Raw genomic sequence first — 20561 nt, 5'->3', positions numbered from 1 at the left:
CGTCTCCGCTTTTCAAACGCTCAAATCGAAACCATCCGCGCAGAGCCTGCGCGTGCCCTCAACCAGACATTCCTATAGAAGCAGAACCAAGGCGCTTTCTTGATCATCGTGGCTTTGCGCAAAAGCCGACCGCCGGACTTGGTCCAGACCAGGCTTCGGTTCACGCGACGAAAGCGCGTCAGAACAAAAGGCTAAATCCCGATTTTGATTCAATCTGAACCGGGCTCTATCCGAACAAGGTTGGCTGCTGGCGGCCGGCGCGCTCCTGGGCTTCGACGGCGGCGACCGCCGTCATGTTGAGGACGCCGCGCGCCGTCACCCCCGGGGTGAGGATGTGCGCCGGGCGCGCCGGGCCGATCAGGATCGGACCAACGGGAAGCGCATCCGCCAGCGTCTTGATCATCTGGTAGGCGACGTTGGCGGTGTCGAGGTTCGGCATGATCAGGATGTTGGCATCGCCTTCCAGGTTGGAATGCGGCAGCACGAGTTTTCGCGCGGCAGCCGAGAGCGCGGTATCGCCCTGCATCTCGCCGTCGGCCTCGAGCTCCGGATGCTTTTCCTTCAACAGCGTGGTGGCACGGCGCATCTTGCGCGAGGATTCCGTATCATAGCTGCCGAAATCGGAATGTGACACGAAGGCGACGCGTGGCTTCATGTTGAACCGCTGGACGTGGGTTGCCGCCAGCGACGCCACCTCCGCCAGCTCCTCGGCGCTCGGATTCGGACGCACCTGGGTGTCGGCAATGAAATAGGACCCCTTGCTGGTGATCATCATCGCCAGCGCCGCGAAATCGCTGACGCCGGGCAGGAAGCCGATGATCTCGCGAACATGGCGCAGATGGCTCATATAGCGGCCTTCGACGCCGCAGATCATGGCGTCAGCCTCGCCGCGCACCACTGCCAGCGCGGCAATCACGGTGTTGTTGGTGCGAACCACGGTGCGCGCGGCCTCGGGCGTCACGCCGCGCCTTCCAGCAACGTCGATATAGGTCTGCACGTAGGAGCGGTAGCGCGGATCGTCTTCCGGGTTGACTAGGTCAAAATCCTGTCCGGCCTTGATCGAGAGGCCGAACCGCTTGATCCTGGCTTCGACCACGGAAGGCCGCCCGACCAGGATCGGCCGCGCCAGCTTCTCTTCCAGCACGACCTGCGTCGCGCGCAGCACGCGCTGGTCCTCGCCCTCGGCATAGATCACGCGGACCGGCTGGGTCTTGGCCTTGGCGAACACCGGCTTCATGACGAGGCCCGAGCGGAAGGCGAAGCGTTCCAAGAGCGCGGTATATTCCTCGAAATTCGTGATCGGGCGCGTCGCCACGCCGGATTCCATCGCGGCTCGCGCCACGGCCGGCGCGATGCGCAGGATCAGCCGCGGATCGAACGGGCTCGGGATCAACGAGCCCGGCCCAAAACCTTGCGTCTCGCCGCTGTCAAAGCCCTGCGCCACCGCATCCGACGGCGGATCGCGCGCGAGCTGCGCGATGGCGTCGACGGCGGCATGTTTCATTTCTTCGTTGATCCCGGTGGCGCCGACGTCGAGCGCCCCGCGGAAGATGAACGGAAAGCACAGGACGTTGTTCACCTGGTTCGGAAAGTCGGAACGCCCGGTGCAGATCATCGCGTCGGGGCGCGCCTTTCGGGCTTCGTCCGGCATGATCTCCGGGATTGGATTGGCCAACGCCATCACCAGCGGCTGCTCTGCCATTGACTTGACCATATCAGGCGTCAGCACATTGGGCGCGGACAGCCCCAAGAAAATATCCGCGCCGCCGATCACGTCCGCCAGCACGCGCGCACTGGTTTTTTGCGCATAGACCGCCTTCCAGCGGTCCATCAGCGTGTTGCGCCCCTCATGCACGACGCCGTCGATGTCGCAGACCCAGATGTTCTTGCGCTGCGCGCCCATCGACACCAGCAGATTGAGGCACGCGATCGCCGCAGCACCGGCGCCGGAGCAGACGATCTTCACATCGGGCAATTTCTTGCCATTCAACAACAATCCGTTGACGATGGCGGCTCCCACAATGATGGCCGTGCCGTGCTGGTCGTCGTGGAACACCGGGATCTTCATGCGCTCCTTGAGCTGCGCCTCGATCTCAAAACATTCCGGTCCCTTGATGTCCTCGAGATTGATGCCGCCGAAGGTCGGCTCCAGCGCCGCCACCGTCTCGACCACGCGCTCGATGGTGTCGGCGGCGATCTCGATGTCGAACACATCGATCCCGGCGAATTTCTTGAACAAGACCGCCTTGCCTTCCATCACGGGCTTGGAGGCCAAGGGACCGATGTTGCCGAGCCCCAACACCGCGGTACCGTTAGAGACCACGGCGACCAGATTGGCGCGCGAGGTCAGCGACGCCGCTTGGGCCGGATTGTTGGCGATCTCCGTGCAGGCCGCCGCCACGCCCGGCGAATAGGCCAGCGCGAGGTCGCGCTGGTTGGCCAGCGGCTTGGTCGCCTGTATTTCGAGTTTACCGGGCCGCGGCAACTGGTGATACGCCAGCGCCGCAGAACGCAGATCTTCAGAATAGGACGACATGTAGGCTCCCGCGTTTCCGGTCCCGAACTCTTGTCTTATTGATACTTCCAGATCAGGGTCAGTTTTCCGGCAAAATGAGGGGGATGTGAAGCACGGGCGACCACTCGGATGCAACATCCGAGAACGCCGCCGTCAAGGCTCATCGACGAAGCGCGGCAGATCCGGTAGCATATTCGTCTCCCTACCCCGTCCCCTTGGCCGACTATGTGGCAAATTTGCCTCCTGCAATGTCGGCGTCCGGAGCACAACTGATGGTAAAGATATTGCTGGGTCTGGTCGCCGCGGTCGTGATCGTGGTGGGCGGCTTCTTCGGCTTCGAGTACTACACCCAGCATCGAATCACGCGCGAGGTCGACGCCGCGTTCGAGCAGATCAGAGCCAGCGGTGGCAAGGCCAGCCACGGCAAGGTGTCGTTCGACCTGAAGAGCCGCACGCTCAGGGTAGAAGATATTGCGACTGAATCGGCATCGCAGCCGCCGGTGCGCGTGAAGGTTGCCAGCATCAATGCCTCCGGTGTCGGTCGGCCGGATGCGACGCGCTTCTCGGCCGATGCCATCGAGGCGATCGACCTCGAAATCAATGCCAGCATGCCGGCAGGGGCAGATTGGCAAGTCACCTACAGGGTGCCGCGGATCGCGGCGAAGGATTTTTCCGGTCCGGCAAGTCTGCCGCGGCCACCGGCGTCCTCGTCGACGATAGACCAGTATCGATTGCTTATCGAACAGTTTGGTGCACTCACCGCCTCCTCGATCACGGCACCCAGTGTTGCCGGCACCATGAACTCCGGAAACCCGGCGCTGGGGAAGGGAGAATTCGCCTACTCCAACCTTACGCTGCGCAACATGAAGGCCGGCAAGATCGCCGCCGTCACTCTCGACCGAATGACATTCACCGCGACCACGCAACTGAAGGGCAAGTCCGAGAAGGTGACCGGAGAGCTGGCCAATCTCGCTGCCCAGGACGTCGATATGGTAGCCGCCGCAGCCATCCTCGATCCGCAGCGCGCCAATGACGACCAATACTATCGCGTTTACCGGCAGATTAGCGCCGGCGCCTATACGATCACCTCAGGGCAAGGTCCGGCGGTGCGTATCGAGGGACTGACGGCCGACGATATCGGGGCGCGGCCCTCGCGGCTGCAATTGGCTGCGCTGCTGGCAACGATACCGCCCGGCACGGCCCAGCCCACGCCGGCGCAGGCGCGCGAAATGATGGAACGGGCAGCCAAAATCTACGAGGGCATGCGCATTGGAAACGCCGAGATACGCGGTCTTTCGATGGATATGCCGGAGGGCGGCTTCAAGCTCGCGTCGATGCGCTTCAGTCTGGAGAACGGAAAGACGGGCGAATTCGCAGTCGAGGGTTTTGACGGCCGCACGCCGCAGGGTCCCCCCGTCAAGCTCAGCCGCTTCGCCCTCAAGAGCGTGGATATTGCCGGCTTGTTGCGCATGACCGCGCAGTTCTCGAATCCGGCGCAACCGCCATCGCCTGACCTAGCGCTCGGTATGATCTCCCTGCTCGAGGGCGCCGAGCTCAAAGGCTTCACTGCGCCCTACAAGAACACCGGTAGACCGCTCAACGTCGACCTCGTCAGCCTCGATTGGGGGCAATTCGTCGGACCTATCCCGAGCAAGGCACGGCTGATCGCGAAGATGTCCGGTCCCCTGGACACCACGCATCCCGGCCAGCGAATGCTGATTGCCACGGGCCTCGACAAGTTGGCGCTCGATCTCGATCTCGGCACGGTGTGGACCGAAGCATCACGCTCATTCGTGCTGGAGCCGGCAACGGTCGAGCTTGGTGGCATGCTGAAAGCGTTCGCAAGAATTTCGCTCGCCAACGTGCCGCGCGAGGTTTTCTCGATCAATCCGCTTCAGGCAGCCGCCATGGCGACGCAAATCGAGGCCGGCGGAATCGAACTCACGGTGCGCGATCTCGGTGCCGTTGATCGCGCGGTCGCCCATTATGCCCGGATGCAAAACATCAGCCGCGACGCGGCGCGACAGGCCATTGTCCAGGACGTCAGGGACACCGGCGCCAAAACAGCGGCCAGCAATCCCGATGCAGATGCAATGGTGGATTCGCTGGCGCGCTTCATCGAGACGCCGGGAACAACCCTCACGATCAAGCTTACGCCGCTCGGCAAGGTACCGGCTATGCAGCTATTCCATCTGCTTCAGACCGATCCGCTCATCGCCTTGTCGCAGTTTCGGCTGGAGGCAGCGACGGCGCTCTGAGCCGTCGCGTGCCCGATTATCCCTTGTCCGGCAGGTTGAGCCGGATGTGGAGCTCGCGGAGCTGCTTGATGGTGACCTCCGACGGCGCACCCATCAGGAGGTCCACAGCCTGCTGGTTCATCGGGAACAGCGAGATTTCGCGCAGGTTCGTGGTGCCGCACAGCAGCATCACGATGCGGTCGACGCCGGCCGCCATGCCGCCATGCGGCGGGGCGCCGTACTGGAACGCGCGATACATGCCGCCGAAGCGCTCGACGACGTCCTTCTCGCCATAGCCCGCGATCTCGAACGCCTTCACCATGGCTTCCGGCTTGTGGTTGCGGATGCCGCCGGAGGCGATCTCGTAGCCGTTGCAGGTGATGTCGTACTGGAACGCCTTGATGGTCAGCGGGTCCTGCCCGTTGAGCGCGTCCAGTCCACCTTGCGGCATCGAGAACGGGTTATGCGAGAAGTCGACCTTCTTGTCTTCCTCGTTGTACTCGTACATCGGGAAGTCGACGATCCAGGCGAGCTCGAACCGATCCTTGTCGATCAGGTTCAATTCCTCACCCACCTTGGTTCGGGCGAGGCCCGAAAACTTCCAGAATTTTTCCGGATCGCCCGCGACGAAGAAGGCCGCATCGCCCTCCTTCATGCCGAGCTGGGCACGGATCGCAGCCGTCCGCTCCGCACCGATATTGTTGGCGAGCGGACCCGCACCCTCGCCACCCTCGCGCCACATGATGTAGCCGAGGCCGGGCTGGCCTTCACCCTGCGCCCATGAGTTCATCCGGTCGCAGAACGCGCGTGAGCCGCCGCCCACGCCCGGGATCGCCCAGACCTGGTTCTTCGGGTCTTCCAGCATCCGCGCGAATACCTTGAAGCCGGAGCCGCGGAAGTGCTCGGAGACGTCCTGCATCACAATCGGGTTGCGCAGGTCCGGCTTGTCGGTGCCGTATTTGCGTAAGGCTTCCGCAAACGGAATCCGCGGCCAGCCTTTGGTCACCGGCTTGCCCTTGGCAAACTCCTCGAACACGCCGGTGACAACCGGCTCCATCGCCTCAAACACGTCCTCCTGCGTGACGAAGCTCATCTCGACGTCGAGCTGATAAAACTCGCCCGGCAGGCGGTCAGCGCGCGGGTCCTCGTCGCGGAAACACGGCGCGATCTGGAAATAGCGGTCGAAGCCGCTCATCATCAGGAGCTGCTTGTATTGCTGCGGCGCCTGCGGCAGCGCATAGAATTTTCCCGGATGGATCCGCGACGGCACCAGAAAGTCGCGCGCGCCTTCCGGCGAGGACGCGGTCAGGATCGGGGTCTGGAACTCGAAGAACCCCTGCTCCTTCATCCGCCGGCGCATGGAATCGACGATCGCGCCGCGGGTCATGATGTTCTGGTGCAGCTTCTCGCGACGAAGGTCGAGGAAGCGGTACTTGAGCCTGATGTCTTCGGGATATTCCTGCTCCCCGAACACCGGCAGCGGCAGTTCGCCGGCAGGTCCCAGCACCTCGATCTCGCTAACGTAAACTTCGACCCTGCCGGTCGGCAGTTCCGGGTTGTCGGTACCCTCGGGACGGCGGCGCACCTTGCCATCGATCCGCACCACCCATTCCGAGCGGAACTTTTCCACTTCCTTGAACGCCGGCGAGTCCGGGTCGGCGACGCATTGGGTGATGCCGTAATGGTCGCGCAAATCGATGAACAGCACACCGCCATGGTCGCGGATGCGATGGCACCAGCCGGAAAGACGGGCGATCTGCCCGATGTCGCTCTCACGGAGAGCGCCGCATGTATGTGACCGGTAGCGATGCATGGAAGTCCCAAAAACAGATGTCGAAGATTGAGAATCGGGGGCCAAAGCCGGTCCGAAGTTGCGGAGGGTTTACCCGACGCAGCCGGGGGCGGCAACCAATGGCGGGGCTGTTTTCGGCTGAAAAACGGCCATTTCGGCAGGCCGGCGTTTGGAGCGTTTGCCTATTCCCCGCCCGCGCCTATCTTTAGGTCATGACCATTCATTTCCCGTTCCAGAACACTTATTCGGCGCTGCCGGCGAACTTTTTCGCCCGCGTCGCCCCTACCCCGGTCGCTGCTCCGAGGCTGATCAAGCTGAACCGGGCGCTGGCCGTCCAGCTCGGCCTCGATCCCGATGTGCTGGAAACCCCCGAAGGTGCGGAAATCCTCGCCGGAAAGCGCGTGCCTGAGGGCGCCGATCCGATTGCGATGGCCTATGCCGGCCACCAGTTCGGCCAGTTCGTGCCCCAGCTCGGCGATGGCCGCGCCATCCTGCTCGGCGAGGTCATCGACAAGGACGGCGGCCGCCGCGACATCCAGCTCAAGGGCAGCGGGCCTACACCATTCTCGCGCCGGGGTGATGGCCGCGCCGCGCTTGGGCCGGTCTTGCGCGAATACATCGTTAGCGAGGCGATGTTTGCGCTCGGCATTCCCACCACCCGTTCGCTCGCCGCAGTCGTCACGGGCGAGGACGTGATGCGCGAGACCATGCTGCCCGGCGCGGTGCTCACGCGCGTGGCCGCAAGCCATGTTCGCGTCGGCACCTTCCAGTTCTTCGCCGCGCGCGGCGACACCGATGGTGTGCGCAAGCTCGCCGACCACGTCATCGCCAGGCACTATCCGGGGGTGGCGAAGGCCGAGCGTCCCTATCACGCGTTGCTCGAAGGCGTCGTCGCCCGGCAGGCCGATCTCATCGCGCGCTGGCTTCTGGTCGGCTTCATCCACGGCGTCATGAACACTGATAACACCTCGATCTCCGGCGAGACCATCGATTACGGCCCCTGCGCCTTCATGGACGAGTACAACCCCGCACAGGTGTTCTCCTCGATCGACGAGATGGGCCGCTACGCCTATGCCAACCAGCCGCGCATCGCGCTGTGGAATCTGACGCGGCTCGCCGAATGCCTGCTGCGGCTGTTCTCCGACGACCAGGACAAGGCGATCGAACAGGCGCAGTTCATCCTCGGCGAATTCGCCGACAAATTCACCGCCGCCTATCAGGCCGGACTGCGCAAAAAGATCGGCCTGTTCACCGAACGCGACGGCGACGAAGCCTTGATCCAGGATCTGCTCGACGCCATGGCGAAGAACACCGCCGACTTCACCCTCACCTTCCGACGCCTCACCGATGCCGCCGGCGATGGCGCCGACGACAAGGTCAGGGATCAGTTCACCGACCCCACCGCCTTCGACGAATGGGCCGCGCGGTGGCGAAAGCGTATCGCCGACGAGCCGCAATCCGCGAGCGAACGGCAGGCCGCGATGCGCGCGGTCAATCCGGCCTTCATTCCGCGCAACCACCGCGTCGAAGCCGTGATCGCGGCCGCCGTCAACAACGACTACGCGCCATTTGAGGAATTGCTGACGGTGCTGTCGAAGCCGTACGAAGATCAACCTGAGTTCGCAGGCTATGCCGATCCGCCATTGCCGGACGAACGCGTGCTGCGGACGTTTTGTGGGACGTGAGCGCAGGACGAAGCCTCCGCGTTAACCCAACTCCTTAAGCGCGCGTCCACCATCCGCAGCATGCGCATCTACCGCGGTTCCATAAATTAAGAAAAGCTCAATGCACTCCCCACAATTCTAATGGATTACTGGGGGAGAATTGCCGTGGACGCGTTTGCTTTCGAACTCATAGGAATGGCGATGATTGCGCTCTGCCTTGCCGTGCTCGCGATCCCGTCCGGCCGGCGCCGGCCGCGGCACGTGCGCTACGAGTGATCGACTTCCAGGCAGCATCGTCTTACCGCGAAGGCGGGTATCCAGCACGCCGCGGCCTCTCGATTAATCACCAGCGTCTCTGGAATACTGGGTCGCCCGGTCGAGCCACGCGATGACGTTCCCGGTTTGCCCGCCAAATCGACGCAAAAAAGCCGTGCTCAGGCTCAAATGCAGGGCTCAAATCCTCCGCGACACCCTTGACATATCAGCGTTTTCGGCAGAACGCCTGTCCGACGCGTCATGGATTGTTCATGGATCTGATTACCACCACTTCCGACCTCGCCGCCGCCTGCTCCCGGCTCGCCCAACACAAGGTCATCACAGTCGATACCGAGTTCCTGCGGGAGACGACCTATTACCCCCTGCTCTGCGTCGTACAGATGGCGAGCCCGGACGAGGCCGTCGTGATCGACACGCTGGCACCCGGCATCGACCTCAAGCCGTTCTTCGACCTGATGGGAAACGAGGCGGTGCTGAAGGTGTTTCACGCCGCCCGCCAAGACATCGAAATCGTCTGGCACCAGTCCGGCACCATTCCGCACCCGATCTTCGACACGCAGGTCGCGGCGATGGTGCTGGGCTATGGCGACAGCATCGCCTATGACCAGCTCGTCGAGCGCGTCACCGGCCACCGGCCGGACAAGACCCACCGCTTCACCGACTGGTCGCGCCGGCCGCTGACGCCGGAGCAGATGCATTACGCGATCTCTGATGTCACTCATTTGCGCGACGTCTTTGCCGCCCTCGATGCCGACCTGAAGAAGCGCGGCCGCAGCGACTGGGTCAGCGAGGAGATGGAAGTCCTGACCTCGCCAAGGACCTACGATTTCCACCCCGAGCGCGCCTGGGAGCGGCTCAAGAGTAGGGTCCGCAAGCCGAAGGAGCTTGCCGTGCTGATCGAAGTCGCGGCCTGGCGCGAGCAGGAAGCGCAAAGCCGCGACGTGCCGCGGTCACGCGTGCTGAAGGACGATGCAGTCGGCGACATCGCCACCCACGCCCCGACCTCGCTCGAGCGTCTCGCCAACCTGCGCTCGTTGCCGAAGGGCTTTGACCGCTCCAAATGGGGCAGCGACATCATCGCCGCCGTGCAGCGCGGCCTCGCCCGCGATCACGCCACGCTGCCGAAGATCGAAAAACCGCGCGGCGGTTCGAATGGCGCCGCGACCGTCGAACTCCTGAAAGTGCTGCTGCGGATGACGTCGGAGCGCCACGCCGTCGCCAGCAAGGTAATCGCGACCGTTGACGATCTCGACCAGATCGCCGCCGACGACCACGCCGACGTCGCTGCCCTGCACGGCTGGCGCCGCGAATTATTCGGCGAAGCGGCGCTGGCGCTGAAGCACGGCAGGCTGGCGCTTGCGATCGAAAAAGGCAGGGTCGTCCGGGTCGATCGGACGTAAGTAACAACTTCCGAGAACGTTCGCCGGATGCTGCTCAAGTAAGCCGCCAGGTGGGCGGCTTCCCGATCCGAAGCGTCAACCGGCGGCACGATCGGCATCGAGATTCCGAGACCGCACTTCTGCGGCTGCGCACCGCGCCATCCTTCAATCGAGTCGCGGCACGCCTACCTCATGCACTGGCCTGCGACAGCCCCTTGCTCTGCCGCCATGTGCCGGGAGGCGCGCCGACGAGGCGGCTGAAGGCACGATTGAAGGCGGCTTCGGATTCATAGCCGACACGGGAAGCGATCTCGGCAAGGCTGAGGCTGCTATCGCGAAGCAGTCGCCTGGCGAGGTGCATCCGCCATCCGGCCAGATACGTCATCGGCGCCTCGCCGACCAGCTCGACGAAGCGTTTGCCCAGCGCGGCGCGCGAGATCGCCGCGCAGTCTGCCAGTTCCTCGACGGTCCAGGGTCGCGCCGGCTCAGCGTGAAGCAGCGTCAGCGCCCGGCCGACATGGGGATCGTTGAGGCCCGCCAGCCAGCCGCGACGCCCCTCGGCGACATGGATCAGCTGCCAGCGCACGACCTCCATGAAGAGCAGCTCGGACAAGCGCGCGAGCATCGCGCGGTTTCCGGGACCTGGCCGCATCGCTTCGGCGATGAGCTGACCGGTCGCAGCCTGCCACCAGCCGGCCTCCTGATCGAGCGTGACCGGCTCCGCATAGCGCGCAGTATCAGAAAATGCGTCGAGGATGACCTTGCCGTCGCGCAGGCGGACGCAAATGAATGCCGGCATCGCATCGAGCAGCGGCCCGAACCGTTGGTCGGAATGCAGGTAGCCGCACACAAAGCGCGTCTCCTCCCCGCCCCCGCCATGCTTCACCCAGGTGATCTGCTCGGCCGACGCCTTGGGGAAGATGCTGGCAATCGTGACGGGAGAAAGCGCCGGGTCGCTGGTCATGACGTGCTGATCGCCGCGTGGAAACACCAGAACGTCGCCGGCCTCAATCCGGATCGGTTCGAGCTTGCCGCATGTGATCCAGCAGCCGGCGTTCATTGCCAGGTGAAACAGCGTGATCGCTTCCGCGCCCGGCATCAGCCGCGAAGCCAGCAAGTCCGGTGGGGAGGTCACGACCGACCATGGCCGCGTAAACCCGGCATTGAAATGAATGGCGCCCGACACACGGATGACGCGCAGAACCTCGGACAAAACGTCCATTTGGCCTCCAGGGCTGGATCACTAAACGGTGCGCAGCGTCTCGGCAAAGAATCTGAGCGCCCCGATCATTGTGTCAACGCTGGCCCGGCCTTAGTTCACCGTCCGGTTCGGTTGAAACGAGCTTTCCCGGCCCGCCCGATGCGGTCGATCGGGCCATAGCCGGTCCGTCGCGGCAGAACCGGCCGAATTTTATGCGGCACTGGCCGCGGAAATTGTTTCACGAACGGAGATTTGGATGTTTCTCAAGACGGTTGACGAAACTGAGGCGACAGGCCGCATCGCCGAGCTCTACGCGGCGCAGAAAGCCCAAAGCGGCTTCGTAATGTCCGCGATGCGCTGCTGGACCGCGCGGCCGGATCTTCTGCCGATCTACCAGGAGTTCGCCGACAAGATCCGCACCGGCTTCTCGCTAAGTCCGCGCGACTGGCGGCTGATCACATTCGTCGCCGCAAAGCAGGTGCCGTCCACCTACTGCTCGCACGTGTACGGCAAGCAGCTTCTCGCTGATCTCGGCTCGAAGGAAGCGGTTATGGCCGTGCGACGCAACTTCGCCTCGGCGCGACTAAGCGAACGGGACGTCGAAATGCTGCGCTATGCCGAAACGATCGCAAGCGACGCGTCCCGCGTGACGGCGAAAGACATCGAGCGGCTGCGGGCGGTGGGCTTCACCGACGTCCAGATCTGCGACATCGCGCTCTGCGCCGCGTTCCGCTGTTTCGTCGCGCGGTTCTTCGATGCGGTCGGCGCCGGCCCGGAGCCGACCTTCATCGACGCAGACGCCGATTTTCGCAAGGCGATGACGGTCGGCCGAGCGATCTGATGAAGAGATTTTTTCAACCCAGGACTTTCAACCGAGCATAAGAGGAGATGACCATGGTCGCCAGCGTCAAACAGATGATGGAAGCCGCCAACGCAGCGGTGCCGCGCATCACGCCCGCGCAGGCCAAGGAAATGATTGCGAAAGGAAACACCCTCGTCGTCGACGTGCGTGACGCGCCGGAAGTGGAGAAGAGCGGCAAGGTCGCAGGAGCCATCCATGTCTCTCGCGGCATGCTGGAGTTCCGCGCCGATCCTGAGACGCCCTACCACGACAAGAATTTTGCCAAGGACAAGACGGTCATCCTCTATTGCGCGTCTGGCGGACGATCCGCGCTTGGCGGCAAGGTGCTCAAGGATATGGGGTACCCCAATGTCTACAATCTCGGCGCGTTCAAGGACTGGGCCGAGAGCGGCGAGGCGATCGATAAGCCGATATAGCCCGACATGTGACAATCGTAATCGTCATCACTTGGGCCAGCCCGAAATATCCGAGCCGCCGCCAGAGTGGCGGGCCGGCCGTGCATGGCGCGGTGGGCCGAACTAGTACAGTTCGCTACCACTTCAACTCAATCCCCACCGTGCCCTGATGCGACTGCATCGCGGCGCGGAGTTTGGCGTCGTAGTTGACGTAGAGCCGTGCGGTATTAGTCAGGCTCAGCGAGGCCGAGGCGCCGGCGTCGGCGCCATACCGGCTCTCGCCGATGCCCTGGAACGTAATGCTCTGCACGCCCTGGCTGACGGTGATGTCGGAGAAATTCTGCACGACATTGTCGACGAACTTGCCGTAACCCGACAGGTCGAAAATCTTGCCGTCGACGACCCAGTAATGGCCGATCTCCGCGCCGATCAGCAGGCGCGCGCGCTCCACGGTGGCGCCCGTTGCCGCCACGGGATCGAGGCCGCCGATCTCCTGCAGCGATCCAGTCCGGGCGCGGACATATTCGAACGCGGCCTTGGGCACGACGCGGCCCTGGTCCTTGGACCAGTAATAGCTGATCTCGCTCAACACGCCGTCGAGCCGCGCATTGTATCCGGCAGTCGCAATCCCGAGCCCCGTGTCTCGGCGCGAATTGATGTTGCCAAAGCCGTGCACGACTGCGCTGGCCCAGGTCCACGGCCCGCTGTCGACGGAGGCCGTGAAACCGAGCTGAGTCAGGTCGATGGTGGCCGATTGCAGCGCCAACGGAATATCGATTGCCGAGCGGCTCTGGTCGACCGAGAAGCCGATATTGACGCCCGGCATCACCCGCGCCCCAATGCCGGCCACACCGCCCCAGGTCTTTCTGCTGTCGCCGACGAAATCGCCGACCGCGCCGTTCTTGGTCCAGTTCCCGTAGCCTTCGAACCAGGTCCGGTAGCGCGGCGCTTCCATGCTCTCGGAGGCGCCGCCCCCGCCCGGATTGGTCCGCTGCAGGCGGTTGAAGCCATTGCTCGACTGGCTGCCCAGCCGTTCCAGGAAATTGCTGCCGAGATTGGTCAGTGTCGCGCTTGATGAGACCGTCGAATTGATCACGGTCGGGGTGGGGCTGGGCGTCGGCGAAGGCGTGGGTGTCGGGGTGGGCGTGGGCGTCGGCGATTGCGCGTGGGCGGCGGACATGGCGGTGAAGAGCGCGAACGCAAGCGCAGCCAGACATGCAAGGGCGTGCCCGGTTCCGATTTTCCATGCTCGCGAAGGCCGCCGTGAGCCGCGCATGCAGTCCGTTCCAGAGGGCGAAAGGGCAGCCCGAAAAATGCGCAAATGCCGATAAACCGTAACGATTTGCCCCTAGTTCGCGCAAACGGTCAATCGGCGCACTGCCGAATACGTGCCATTGTGGTTCGGCTGCCACAGCCGGCGACACCAGGACGATTTGCCGGAGCGCGCCAGAACCTTGCGAACGCCCGAATTTCGTGTTGCAATCTCAGCGCAATCGGATTCAGGCCGTTCGACTGTGCGTTTCGCGAGCAGGAAATCTAGCAGCTACCGGGAAGCCCGTTTGTGGCGTGGCACGTGGAAAACGTGGCCGCGTCTTTTTTATATCTAGACCAAACTTGGAGACAGGTGATGGCGATGCACAAGGGCAGCGTCAAGTGGTTCAACCCCACCAAGGGGTATGGGTTCATCAAGCCGGCGGTCGGCGAGAAGGACGTGTTCGTCCACATCTCGGCCGTCGAGCGTGCGGGGCTCACCACTCTCAACGAGAACCAGCACATCGAGTACGACCTTGTCGAAAACCGCGGCAAGACATCCGCGGAAAACCTCAAGGTCACGTAGACTTCGTCCACGCAAATTGCCCCCGGCCTCGCCGGGGGATTTTGTTTGCGCCCTGCCGTGCAATTCAGGCCGCCGCCTCGCAGCCGGCGATCTCGCTGAGTTCCGGATAGAATCGCGCGGTCATTCGGCCAACATAGCGCCGCAGATTGGCATGGCTTACGGCCGCCCGCTGCAAATCCGACTCGAACACCGGACAAATCACACTGACCGCGAAGGCGAACATCGTGGCGTCGATGCCGGTAGGTTCCCTACCCATGAAGAACGGCTTGTCGCCGAGATAGGCCGCCATCGCGTCGATCGAGCGGATCCCGATCGCGGTGATCTCGTCTTTGGAGTGACGACCGATTCCCTGGCCGTGCAGCGTCTTGCGCAGGCGGCGGCGGACCATCGAAATCACGACCGGTCGGACCGGCGCCGGCACGCCCCTGAAGAAATTGACCGGACCTTTGCGGAAATTGTCCTCGATCATCCAGCGGAAGTAGACGCTGGCCCAGTAGAGATTGTCCTCCGCCATCTTCTCGAAGGCCCACGAGATGGCGAGCTGCTCGGCGCTGAGGCCCTGGTCGAAATCGATGCCGTATTTCTTTTCGAGATGCCAACGGATCAACGTGGAATCGCCGAGCAATTGGCCGTCATCCTCGATGTAGGGAATTTTGCCTTTGGGCGCCTTCGAAAAGCTCATCGGCGCTTTTCTGAACGGCAGTTTCGACATCCGTAGCAAGGTCTCGGCCTTGGTCACGAACGGGCTTGCGTCGGGAAGGCCGAAATTGGGCCCGGAGCCATAGAGCGTGATCATGGAAACCTCGATGGATTTAGCGGAGTGCGGTCGCCGCGCTCGTTCGCGCACACCTTGCGGATAATATCAGATCGTCCGCGGCGAAATCAGGGTGCTGTCGCGGTCGGCCCCGTCGGCGACCTTGCAGATGTCGCCTTCGAGGCGGAGCTTTCCGTTCGCAAGCAAACGCAGCGCCTCGGGGTAGATGCGATGCTCGATGCCGAGTATGCGCTGCGACAACGTCTCTGCCGTATCGTCATCGGCCACCGTCACCGCACCCTGCATCACGATCGGGCCGGCGTCGGTTTCGGGAATTACGAAGTGCACGGTCGCGCCCGAGATCTTGACCCCCGCCCGCAACGCCTGCCCGTGCGGATCGAGACCCGGAAAGGATGGCAGCAGCGAGGGATGGATGTTGAGCATCTTTCCGTACCAGCGCTGCACGAATTCGGCGGTGAACAGCCGCATGAATCCGCCGAGGCAGATCAGTTCGACCTGCTTTTCATCTAGCGCCCGCTGCAGGACGGCCTCAAAGCGCGCGCGGTCCTTGCCGAACGGCTTGCTCTCGACAACCAGTGTCGGGATGCCGCTCGCGGCTGCCTTATCGAGCCCCGGCGCATCGGCCCGGTTGGAAATGACGGCGACGATCTCGGCCGGAAAATCCGCAGCCTTCGCCGCATCGATCAGCGCGGCCATGTTCGACCCGCGCCCCGAGATCAGGATGGCGACCCGACGCTTCATTGCGCGAGATCGAGATGGCCGTTGCAGGCCACGCGATGGTCGCTCGCAGCCGGGATCACTTCGCCGAGCAAGGCGACGGTCTCGCCGCTTTCGGTCAGGATCTGCGTCACCTTCTCGACCGCATCCGGCTTGACGATGGCGACCATGCCGATGCCGCAGTTGAAGGTGCGCAGCATTTCGAGTTCGGCGATGCCACCCTGCTCCGCCAGCCACTTGAACACCGGTAACACCGGCAGCCGCGCCAGATCGATGCCGACGCCAAGGTGCTTTGGCAGCACACGTGGGATGTTGTCGGTGAAGCCACCGCCGGTGATATGGGCAAGCCCCTTGATCCCGCCGGTTTCGCGAATCGCGCGCAGGCAGGATTTCACATAGAGCCGCGTCGGCGTCAGCAGCGCGCCGCCCAGCGTCATAACCGGCGAGAACGGCGCCGGCGCATCGAAAGCCACGCGGGATTGCGCGACGATCTTGCGGACCAGCGAAAAGCCGTTGGAATGCACACCGGACGAGGCCAATCCGATCACGGCGTCGCCTACGGCAATGTCCACGCTCGGCAACAGCGCGCCGCGTTCGGCAGCCCCGACCGCAAAGCCTGCGAGGTCGTAATCGCCGTCCTTGTAGAGCCCCGGCATCTCGGCGGTCTCGCCGCCGATCAGGGCGCAGCCGGACTCCCGGCAGCCCTCGGCAACGCCGGCCACGATGGCCGCCGCGGCGTCGGGGTCCAACTTGCCGCAGGCGAAATAGTCGAGGAAGAACAACGGTTCCGCGCCCTGCACGACGAGATCATTGACCGACATCGCCACCAGGTCGATGCCGATACCGCCATGCAGGCCGGTCTCGATCGCGATCTTAACCTTGGTGCCGACCCCGTCGGTCGCCGCCACCAGCACCGGGTCCTTGAAACCCGCCGCCTTGAGGTCGAACAAGCCGCCAAAACCGCCGATTTCGGCATCGGCGCCGGCCCGGGCGGTGGCGCGCACCATCGGCTTGATGAGATCGACCAGGCGGTTGCCCGCATCGATATCGACGCCCGAATCCGCGTAAGTGAGCCCATTTTTGCGGTCGTTCATGCCCAAATTCCAGTATGATGACGGCTGGTTACGAGGAATTCAGCGATCCTGCAATGGCTCGCAAGCGCTTGGCGAACATACTATGTAGATAAGAGCCGGCTGTACCCGCCAGGGGCCGGATTTAGGCCGGGAGCCGGGAAGCGACCGAGTTGAGCATTCCAAATATCATTACGCTGGGGCGCATCATTCTTGTGCCGGTCATCGTCTGGGCGATCGTTTCCAGCCAGATGGAGATCGCGTTTGCGATTTTCGTCATTGCCGGGGTCAGCGACGCCGTCGATGGCTTTCTCGCCAAGCGCTTCAACATGTCGAGTGAACTGGGCGCCCTGCTCGACCCGCTTGCCGACAAGGCACTTCTGGTTTCCATCTTCGTGGCACTCGGCATCTGGGGCGCGGTGCCGCGCTGGCTCGTCATCCTCGTGGTGTCGCGCGACATCATGATCGTGACGGCCGTGATCGTGTCATGGCTGTTCGACAAGCCGATCCCGATGAAGCCCCTGATGGTGTCGAAGCTCAACACGGTGGCGCAGGTGGCGTTCGCGGCGCTGGTGCTGGCGTCGCTCGGTTTCAACTTCAAGCCGGCGCCCTATGACGTGATCCTGATGGGTTTTGTTACGGTCTTTACTTTGGTTTCAGTCTCGCTCTATCTCGTCGAGTGGGTGCGGCACATGAGCACGATCGAAGCGCGCTAGCTTGTTCGTTACTTCGACGCATTTTCTTCACACGAACCGGTGGCGATTTAGCTTGAAAGCGCTATGAAAGCTGCAAGATCCCGGCCTGGAGATTTGCGTGGTAGTTCGCGTTCAACCCCGTCAGCTTGCCTTTGCGCTGCCGCATGCGGAGAGCTTGACGCGCGACAATTTCCTCGAGGGGCCGGCCAATGAAGCCGCGCTCGCGCTGATCGAAAGCTGGCCGGACTGGCCGAACCGCATCATGCTGCTGGCGGGACCGGAGGGCTCCGGCAAGAGCCATCTCGCCACGATCTGGGCCGAACAGGCCGGCGCGCGCTCGATCTCGGCGCACGCGCTTGACGCTGCTGCCGTCCCCGGCGCACTCGCCACCGGGGCACTGGTGGTCGAGGATCTGAGGCCGGCCGACTTCGACGAACGCGCCTTGTTTCATCTGCTGAACCTGGCACGCGAGGACGGGGCCTTCGTCCTGATCACGGGACGCGTTCCACCGGCGGCGTTCGAGATCGAGCTGCGCGATCTCCGATCGCGGCTACGCGCCGCCCCCCTCGTCTCGCTATTGCCGCCGGATGACCTGTTGTTTCGTGGCCTGATCGTCAAATTCTGCGCGGACCGCCAATTGAGCATCGACGAAACGGTGGTGAGCTACCTCGCCACCCGAATCGAGCGCTCCTATGCCGCTGCTCGCCAGGCGGTTGAGCTCCTGGATACGGAGGCGCTGCGGCTCAGCCGGCCGGTCACCCGGGCGCTGGCCGCGGAACTCTTGCGCAACTCCTGACCGGGCAGCTCCTGCTGCGTCCTGCCGCCTTGACGCCGGCTCTGCGCGGAACATCAATGTCATTGAAACGTCATCGGCGTATCACATGCTGTGCGCCGCATTCCCTTAAAGTCGGCCTGCCTCGCTCGCGATGGATTAAAGCCTTATGGAATTGGTACAAGCTGTTGAAATAAAAGAAAAAGAGCCGATTACCGAGGCTCCGCCCACGATCGTCACGAGCCCGGAGCGATTCATCAATCGGGAACTCTCCTGGCTGCATTTCAACCGCCGGGTGCTCGAGGAATCGGTCAATCTGGGCCACCCGTTGCTGGAACGGGTGCGATTCCTGTCGATTTCAGCCAACAACCTTGATGAGTTCTTCATGGTTCGCGTCGCCGGCATCAAGGCGCAAGTCCGTGAAGGCTTTGCCGAACGCAGTCCCGATGGCCTGACGCCGTCCGAGCAGCTCACTCTCATCAACAGGACAGTTTCGGAACTCGCTTCCGACCAGCAGGCGATCTGGCGCGATTTGCGCACCGCCCTGTACGATGCCGGCATTAAGCTCGTCGATGGTCACGACTTCAGCAAGGCGGAGCGCGGCTGGCTTGAGGATCACTTCCTCCGCAATATTTTCCCGCTGCTGACGCCGCTGGCGATCGATCCCGCGCACCCGTTCCCGTTCATCCCGAGCCTCGGCTTCACCATCGCGCTGCAATTGTTGCGAACGTCCGACGGCAAGGCGATGAACGCGCTGATCCGCATGCCCGGCAAGATCGACCGCTTCATCCGGGTGCCGGCGACCAAGGATGGCGCGGTGCACCTGATCCCGCTGGAGCAGGCCACCGGGATGTTCATCGGCCGGCTGTTCCCCGGCTACACCGTCAAGGGACAAGGCGCTTTCCGCATTATCAGGGACTCCGAGCTCGAAATCGAGGAAGAGGCCGAAGATCTGGTCCGCCTGTTCGAGACCGCGCTGAAGCGGCGGCGGCGCGGTTCGGTGATCCGGCTCGAAATGGAAGACAAAATGCCGGAAGCGCTGCGCACCTTCGTGCAGCAGGCGCTTTCCGCCGCCGACGACGAGGTGTTTCTGGTCGATGGCGTGCTGGCGATGAACGAGCTGTCGCAGCTCACTCGGCTCGACCGTCCCGACCTCGAATTCATGCCCTATGTGCCGCGCCATCCCGAGCGGGTGCGCGACCACGCCGGGGATATCTTCGCGGCGATCCGGCAAAAGGATCTCATCGTCCATCATCCTTACGAATCCTTCGACGTCGTCGTGCAATTCCTGCAGCAAGCCGTCCGCGACCCCGACGTCGTTGCCATCAAGCAGACGCTCTACCGCACCTCGAGCAATTCTCCGATTGTGCGGGCGCTCGCCGAAGCCGCGGAAGCTGGCAAATCGGTGACCGCGCTGATCGAGCTGAAAGCGCGGTTCGACGAGGAGGCCAACATCCGCTGGGCGCGCGACCTCGAACGCGCCGGCGTGCAGGTCGTGTACGGCTTTCTCGAACTGAAGACGCACGCCAAGCTGTCGATGGTAGTGCGGCGCGAGGGCGGTAGCCTGACGACCTATGTGCATACCGGCACCGGCAACTATCATCCGGTCACCGCGCGCATCTATACCGACCTTTCCTATTTCACATCGGACCCGATCATCGCTCGCGACGCGGCGCGGGTGTTCAACTACATCACCGGCTATGCGGAGCCGAGCGACATCGAGCGGATGGCGGTGTCGCCGCTGACGCTACGCAAGCGCATCATCGAACACATCAGAGGCGAGTCCAATCACGCTCGACACGGCAAGCCGGCGGCGATCTGGATGAAGATGAATTCGCTGGTCGATCCCGATGTCATCGACGCACTGTACGAGGCGTCACAGGCCGGCGTGTCGATCGAACTGGTGGTACGCGGCATCTGCTGCCTGCGACCGGGCATTCCAGGGCTTTCCGAGAACATCCGGGTCAAGTCGATCATCGGCCGCTTCCTGGAGCACGGCCGAATCTACTGCTTTGGCATGGGGCAAGGCCTGCCCGGCCCGAAAGCGGCTGTGTATATCTCGTCCGCCGACATGATGCCGCGGAACCTCGACCGCCGCGTCGAAGTCCTCTGTCCATTGCAAAATCCTACGGTACATCAGCAGGTTCTCGAACAGATCATGGTCGCGAACCTGAAGGATACCGAGCAGAGCTGGCAGTTATTGCCGGATGGATCCTCAACGCGTATGAAGGCCGCGAAAGGCGAAGAGCCGTTCAACCTGCACAACTATTTCATGACGAATCCGAGCCTGTCTGGACGTGGAAAGTCTCTCAAGGAATCTTCGCCGCGCCGCCTCACGCGCCGTACCGAACGTCAGCAATCGTCATAAGGGAGC

The 20561-nt window shown here is 63.1% G+C and carries 16 protein-coding genes; 9 read left to right on the top strand and 7 right to left on the bottom strand.

Annotation, left to right across the window (positions count from 1 at the left end):
- Positions 1-226: 226 nt before the first annotated feature.
- Entirely contained in the window at positions 227-2536 is a 2310-nt protein-coding gene (locus KJQ96_RS08260) for an NADP-dependent malic enzyme (RefSeq protein ID WP_213286174.1), read from the bottom strand.
- A 251-nt stretch (positions 2537-2787) separates the two neighbouring features.
- Between KJQ96_RS08260 and KJQ96_RS08255 the strand changes: the two genes are divergently transcribed.
- Positions 2788-4773 (top strand): hypothetical protein, encoded by a 1986-nt coding sequence (locus KJQ96_RS08255; RefSeq protein WP_213286173.1) that lies wholly within the window; start codon positions 2788-2790, stop codon positions 4771-4773.
- A 16-nt stretch (positions 4774-4789) separates the two neighbouring features.
- Here the strand turns inward: KJQ96_RS08255 and aspS are convergent, their stop codons facing one another.
- Positions 4790-6565, bottom strand: a complete 1776-nt coding sequence (gene aspS, locus KJQ96_RS08250) for an aspartate--tRNA ligase (RefSeq protein WP_213286172.1) — start codon at positions 6563-6565, stop codon at positions 4790-4792.
- A gap of 191 nt (positions 6566-6756) precedes the next feature.
- Between aspS and KJQ96_RS08245 the strand changes: the two genes are divergently transcribed.
- Complete coding sequence (locus KJQ96_RS08245) at positions 6757-8229, top strand: YdiU family protein (protein WP_213286171.1); 1473 nt, start codon at positions 6757-6759, stop codon at positions 8227-8229.
- A 506-nt stretch (positions 8230-8735) separates the two neighbouring features.
- Positions 8736-9884, top strand: a complete 1149-nt coding sequence (rnd, locus tag KJQ96_RS08240) for a ribonuclease D (protein ID WP_213286170.1) — start codon at positions 8736-8738, stop codon at positions 9882-9884.
- A gap of 169 nt (positions 9885-10053) precedes the next feature.
- Here the strand turns inward: rnd and KJQ96_RS08235 are convergent, their stop codons facing one another.
- Positions 10054-11085, bottom strand: a complete 1032-nt coding sequence (locus tag KJQ96_RS08235; protein WP_213286169.1) for an AraC family transcriptional regulator — start codon at positions 11083-11085, stop codon at positions 10054-10056.
- Positions 11086-11320: 235 nt separating this feature from the next.
- Here KJQ96_RS08235 and KJQ96_RS08230 point away from each other — a divergent pair, with 235 nt between their 5' ends.
- Both KJQ96_RS08230 and KJQ96_RS08225 read left to right on the top strand, forming a co-directional pair.
- A complete protein-coding gene (locus KJQ96_RS08230) occupies positions 11321-11905 on the top strand; it encodes a carboxymuconolactone decarboxylase family protein (protein ID WP_213286168.1) in 585 nt (194 codons plus the stop codon).
- Positions 11906-11958: 53 nt separating this feature from the next.
- The gene (locus KJQ96_RS08225; protein WP_213286167.1) at positions 11959-12342 is read left to right on the top strand and encodes a rhodanese-like domain-containing protein; all 384 of its coding nucleotides are present in this window, start codon (positions 11959-11961) and stop codon (positions 12340-12342) included.
- A 115-nt stretch (positions 12343-12457) separates the two neighbouring features.
- On the opposite strand, the gene KJQ96_RS08220 is transcribed toward KJQ96_RS08225, so the two are convergent.
- Positions 12458-13501, bottom strand: a complete 1044-nt coding sequence (locus KJQ96_RS08220; protein WP_249733840.1) for an autotransporter outer membrane beta-barrel domain-containing protein — start codon at positions 13499-13501, stop codon at positions 12458-12460.
- Positions 13502-13954: 453 nt separating this feature from the next.
- On the opposite strand from KJQ96_RS08220, the gene KJQ96_RS08215 reads away from it, so the two are divergent.
- Positions 13955-14158, top strand: coding sequence for a cold-shock protein (locus KJQ96_RS08215; protein ID WP_065732889.1), 204 nt, complete (start codon positions 13955-13957; stop codon positions 14156-14158).
- 64 nt (positions 14159-14222) lie between these two features.
- Here KJQ96_RS08215 and KJQ96_RS08210 read toward each other — a convergent pair whose 3' ends face one another.
- From KJQ96_RS08210 to purM, 3 genes are all read right to left on the bottom strand, one after another.
- Positions 14223-14954, bottom strand: coding sequence for a glutathione S-transferase family protein (locus KJQ96_RS08210; protein WP_213286165.1), 732 nt, complete (start codon positions 14952-14954; stop codon positions 14223-14225).
- A gap of 66 nt (positions 14955-15020) precedes the next feature.
- The gene (gene purN / locus KJQ96_RS08205; RefSeq protein WP_213286164.1) at positions 15021-15674 is read right to left on the bottom strand and encodes a phosphoribosylglycinamide formyltransferase; all 654 of its coding nucleotides are present in this window, start codon (positions 15672-15674) and stop codon (positions 15021-15023) included.
- Complete coding sequence (gene purM / locus KJQ96_RS08200) at positions 15671-16744, bottom strand: phosphoribosylformylglycinamidine cyclo-ligase (protein ID WP_213286163.1); 1074 nt, start codon at positions 16742-16744, stop codon at positions 15671-15673. Before purM ends, purN begins: the two co-directional genes overlap by 4 nt.
- A gap of 149 nt (positions 16745-16893) precedes the next feature.
- Here purM and KJQ96_RS08195 point away from each other — a divergent pair, with 149 nt between their 5' ends.
- The 3 genes from KJQ96_RS08195 to KJQ96_RS08185 all read left to right on the top strand — a co-directional run bounded on the left by KJQ96_RS08195 (position 16894) and on the right by KJQ96_RS08185 (position 20555).
- The gene (locus KJQ96_RS08195) at positions 16894-17436 is read left to right on the top strand and encodes a CDP-alcohol phosphatidyltransferase family protein (RefSeq protein ID WP_028346428.1); all 543 of its coding nucleotides are present in this window, start codon (positions 16894-16896) and stop codon (positions 17434-17436) included.
- 97 nt (positions 17437-17533) lie between these two features.
- A complete protein-coding gene (locus tag KJQ96_RS08190) occupies positions 17534-18211 on the top strand; it encodes a DnaA/Hda family protein (protein ID WP_213286162.1) in 678 nt (225 codons plus the stop codon).
- Between the two features lie 145 nt (positions 18212-18356).
- Positions 18357-20555, top strand: a complete 2199-nt coding sequence (locus KJQ96_RS08185; RefSeq protein ID WP_213286161.1) for an RNA degradosome polyphosphate kinase — start codon at positions 18357-18359, stop codon at positions 20553-20555.
- Positions 20556-20561: the final 6 nt, after the last annotated feature.

It is taken from the genome of Bradyrhizobium sp. sGM-13 (assembly GCF_018398875.1).
GTDB lineage: Bacteria > Pseudomonadota > Alphaproteobacteria > Rhizobiales > Xanthobacteraceae > Bradyrhizobium.
The sequence above is the reverse complement of the archived record's forward strand: the minus strand, read 5'-3'. Positions and strand labels throughout refer to the sequence as shown.

Coding starts and splice junctions, on each gene's coding strand:
- KJQ96_RS08230 (WP_213286168.1), top strand. CDS start 11,321: ATGTTTCTCAAGACGGTTGACGAAACTGAGGCGACAGGCCGCATCGCC.
- KJQ96_RS08185 (WP_213286161.1), top strand. CDS start 18,357: ATGGAATTGGTACAAGCTGTTGAAATAAAAGAAAAAGAGCCGATTACC.
- KJQ96_RS08260 (WP_213286174.1), bottom strand. CDS start 2,536: ATGTCGTCCTATTCTGAAGATCTGCGTTCTGCGGCGCTGGCGTATCAC.
- KJQ96_RS08235 (WP_213286169.1), bottom strand. CDS start 11,085: ATGGACGTTTTGTCCGAGGTTCTGCGCGTCATCCGTGTGTCGGGCGCC.
- rnd (WP_213286170.1), top strand. CDS start 8,736: ATGGATCTGATTACCACCACTTCCGACCTCGCCGCCGCCTGCTCCCGG.
- purN (WP_213286164.1), bottom strand. CDS start 15,674: ATGAAGCGTCGGGTCGCCATCCTGATCTCGGGGCGCGGGTCGAACATG.
- KJQ96_RS08225 (WP_213286167.1), top strand. CDS start 11,959: ATGGTCGCCAGCGTCAAACAGATGATGGAAGCCGCCAACGCAGCGGTG.
- KJQ96_RS08245 (WP_213286171.1), top strand. CDS start 6,757: ATGACCATTCATTTCCCGTTCCAGAACACTTATTCGGCGCTGCCGGCG.
- aspS (WP_213286172.1), bottom strand. CDS start 6,565: ATGCATCGCTACCGGTCACATACATGCGGCGCTCTCCGTGAGAGCGAC.
- KJQ96_RS08220 (WP_249733840.1), bottom strand. CDS start 13,501: ATGTCCGCCGCCCACGCGCAATCGCCGACGCCCACGCCCACCCCGACA.
- KJQ96_RS08210 (WP_213286165.1), bottom strand. CDS start 14,954: ATGATCACGCTCTATGGCTCCGGGCCCAATTTCGGCCTTCCCGACGCA.
- KJQ96_RS08215 (WP_065732889.1), top strand. CDS start 13,955: ATGCACAAGGGCAGCGTCAAGTGGTTCAACCCCACCAAGGGGTATGGG.
- KJQ96_RS08255 (WP_213286173.1), top strand. CDS start 2,788: ATGGTAAAGATATTGCTGGGTCTGGTCGCCGCGGTCGTGATCGTGGTG.
- purM (WP_213286163.1), bottom strand. CDS start 16,744: ATGAACGACCGCAAAAATGGGCTCACTTACGCGGATTCGGGCGTCGAT.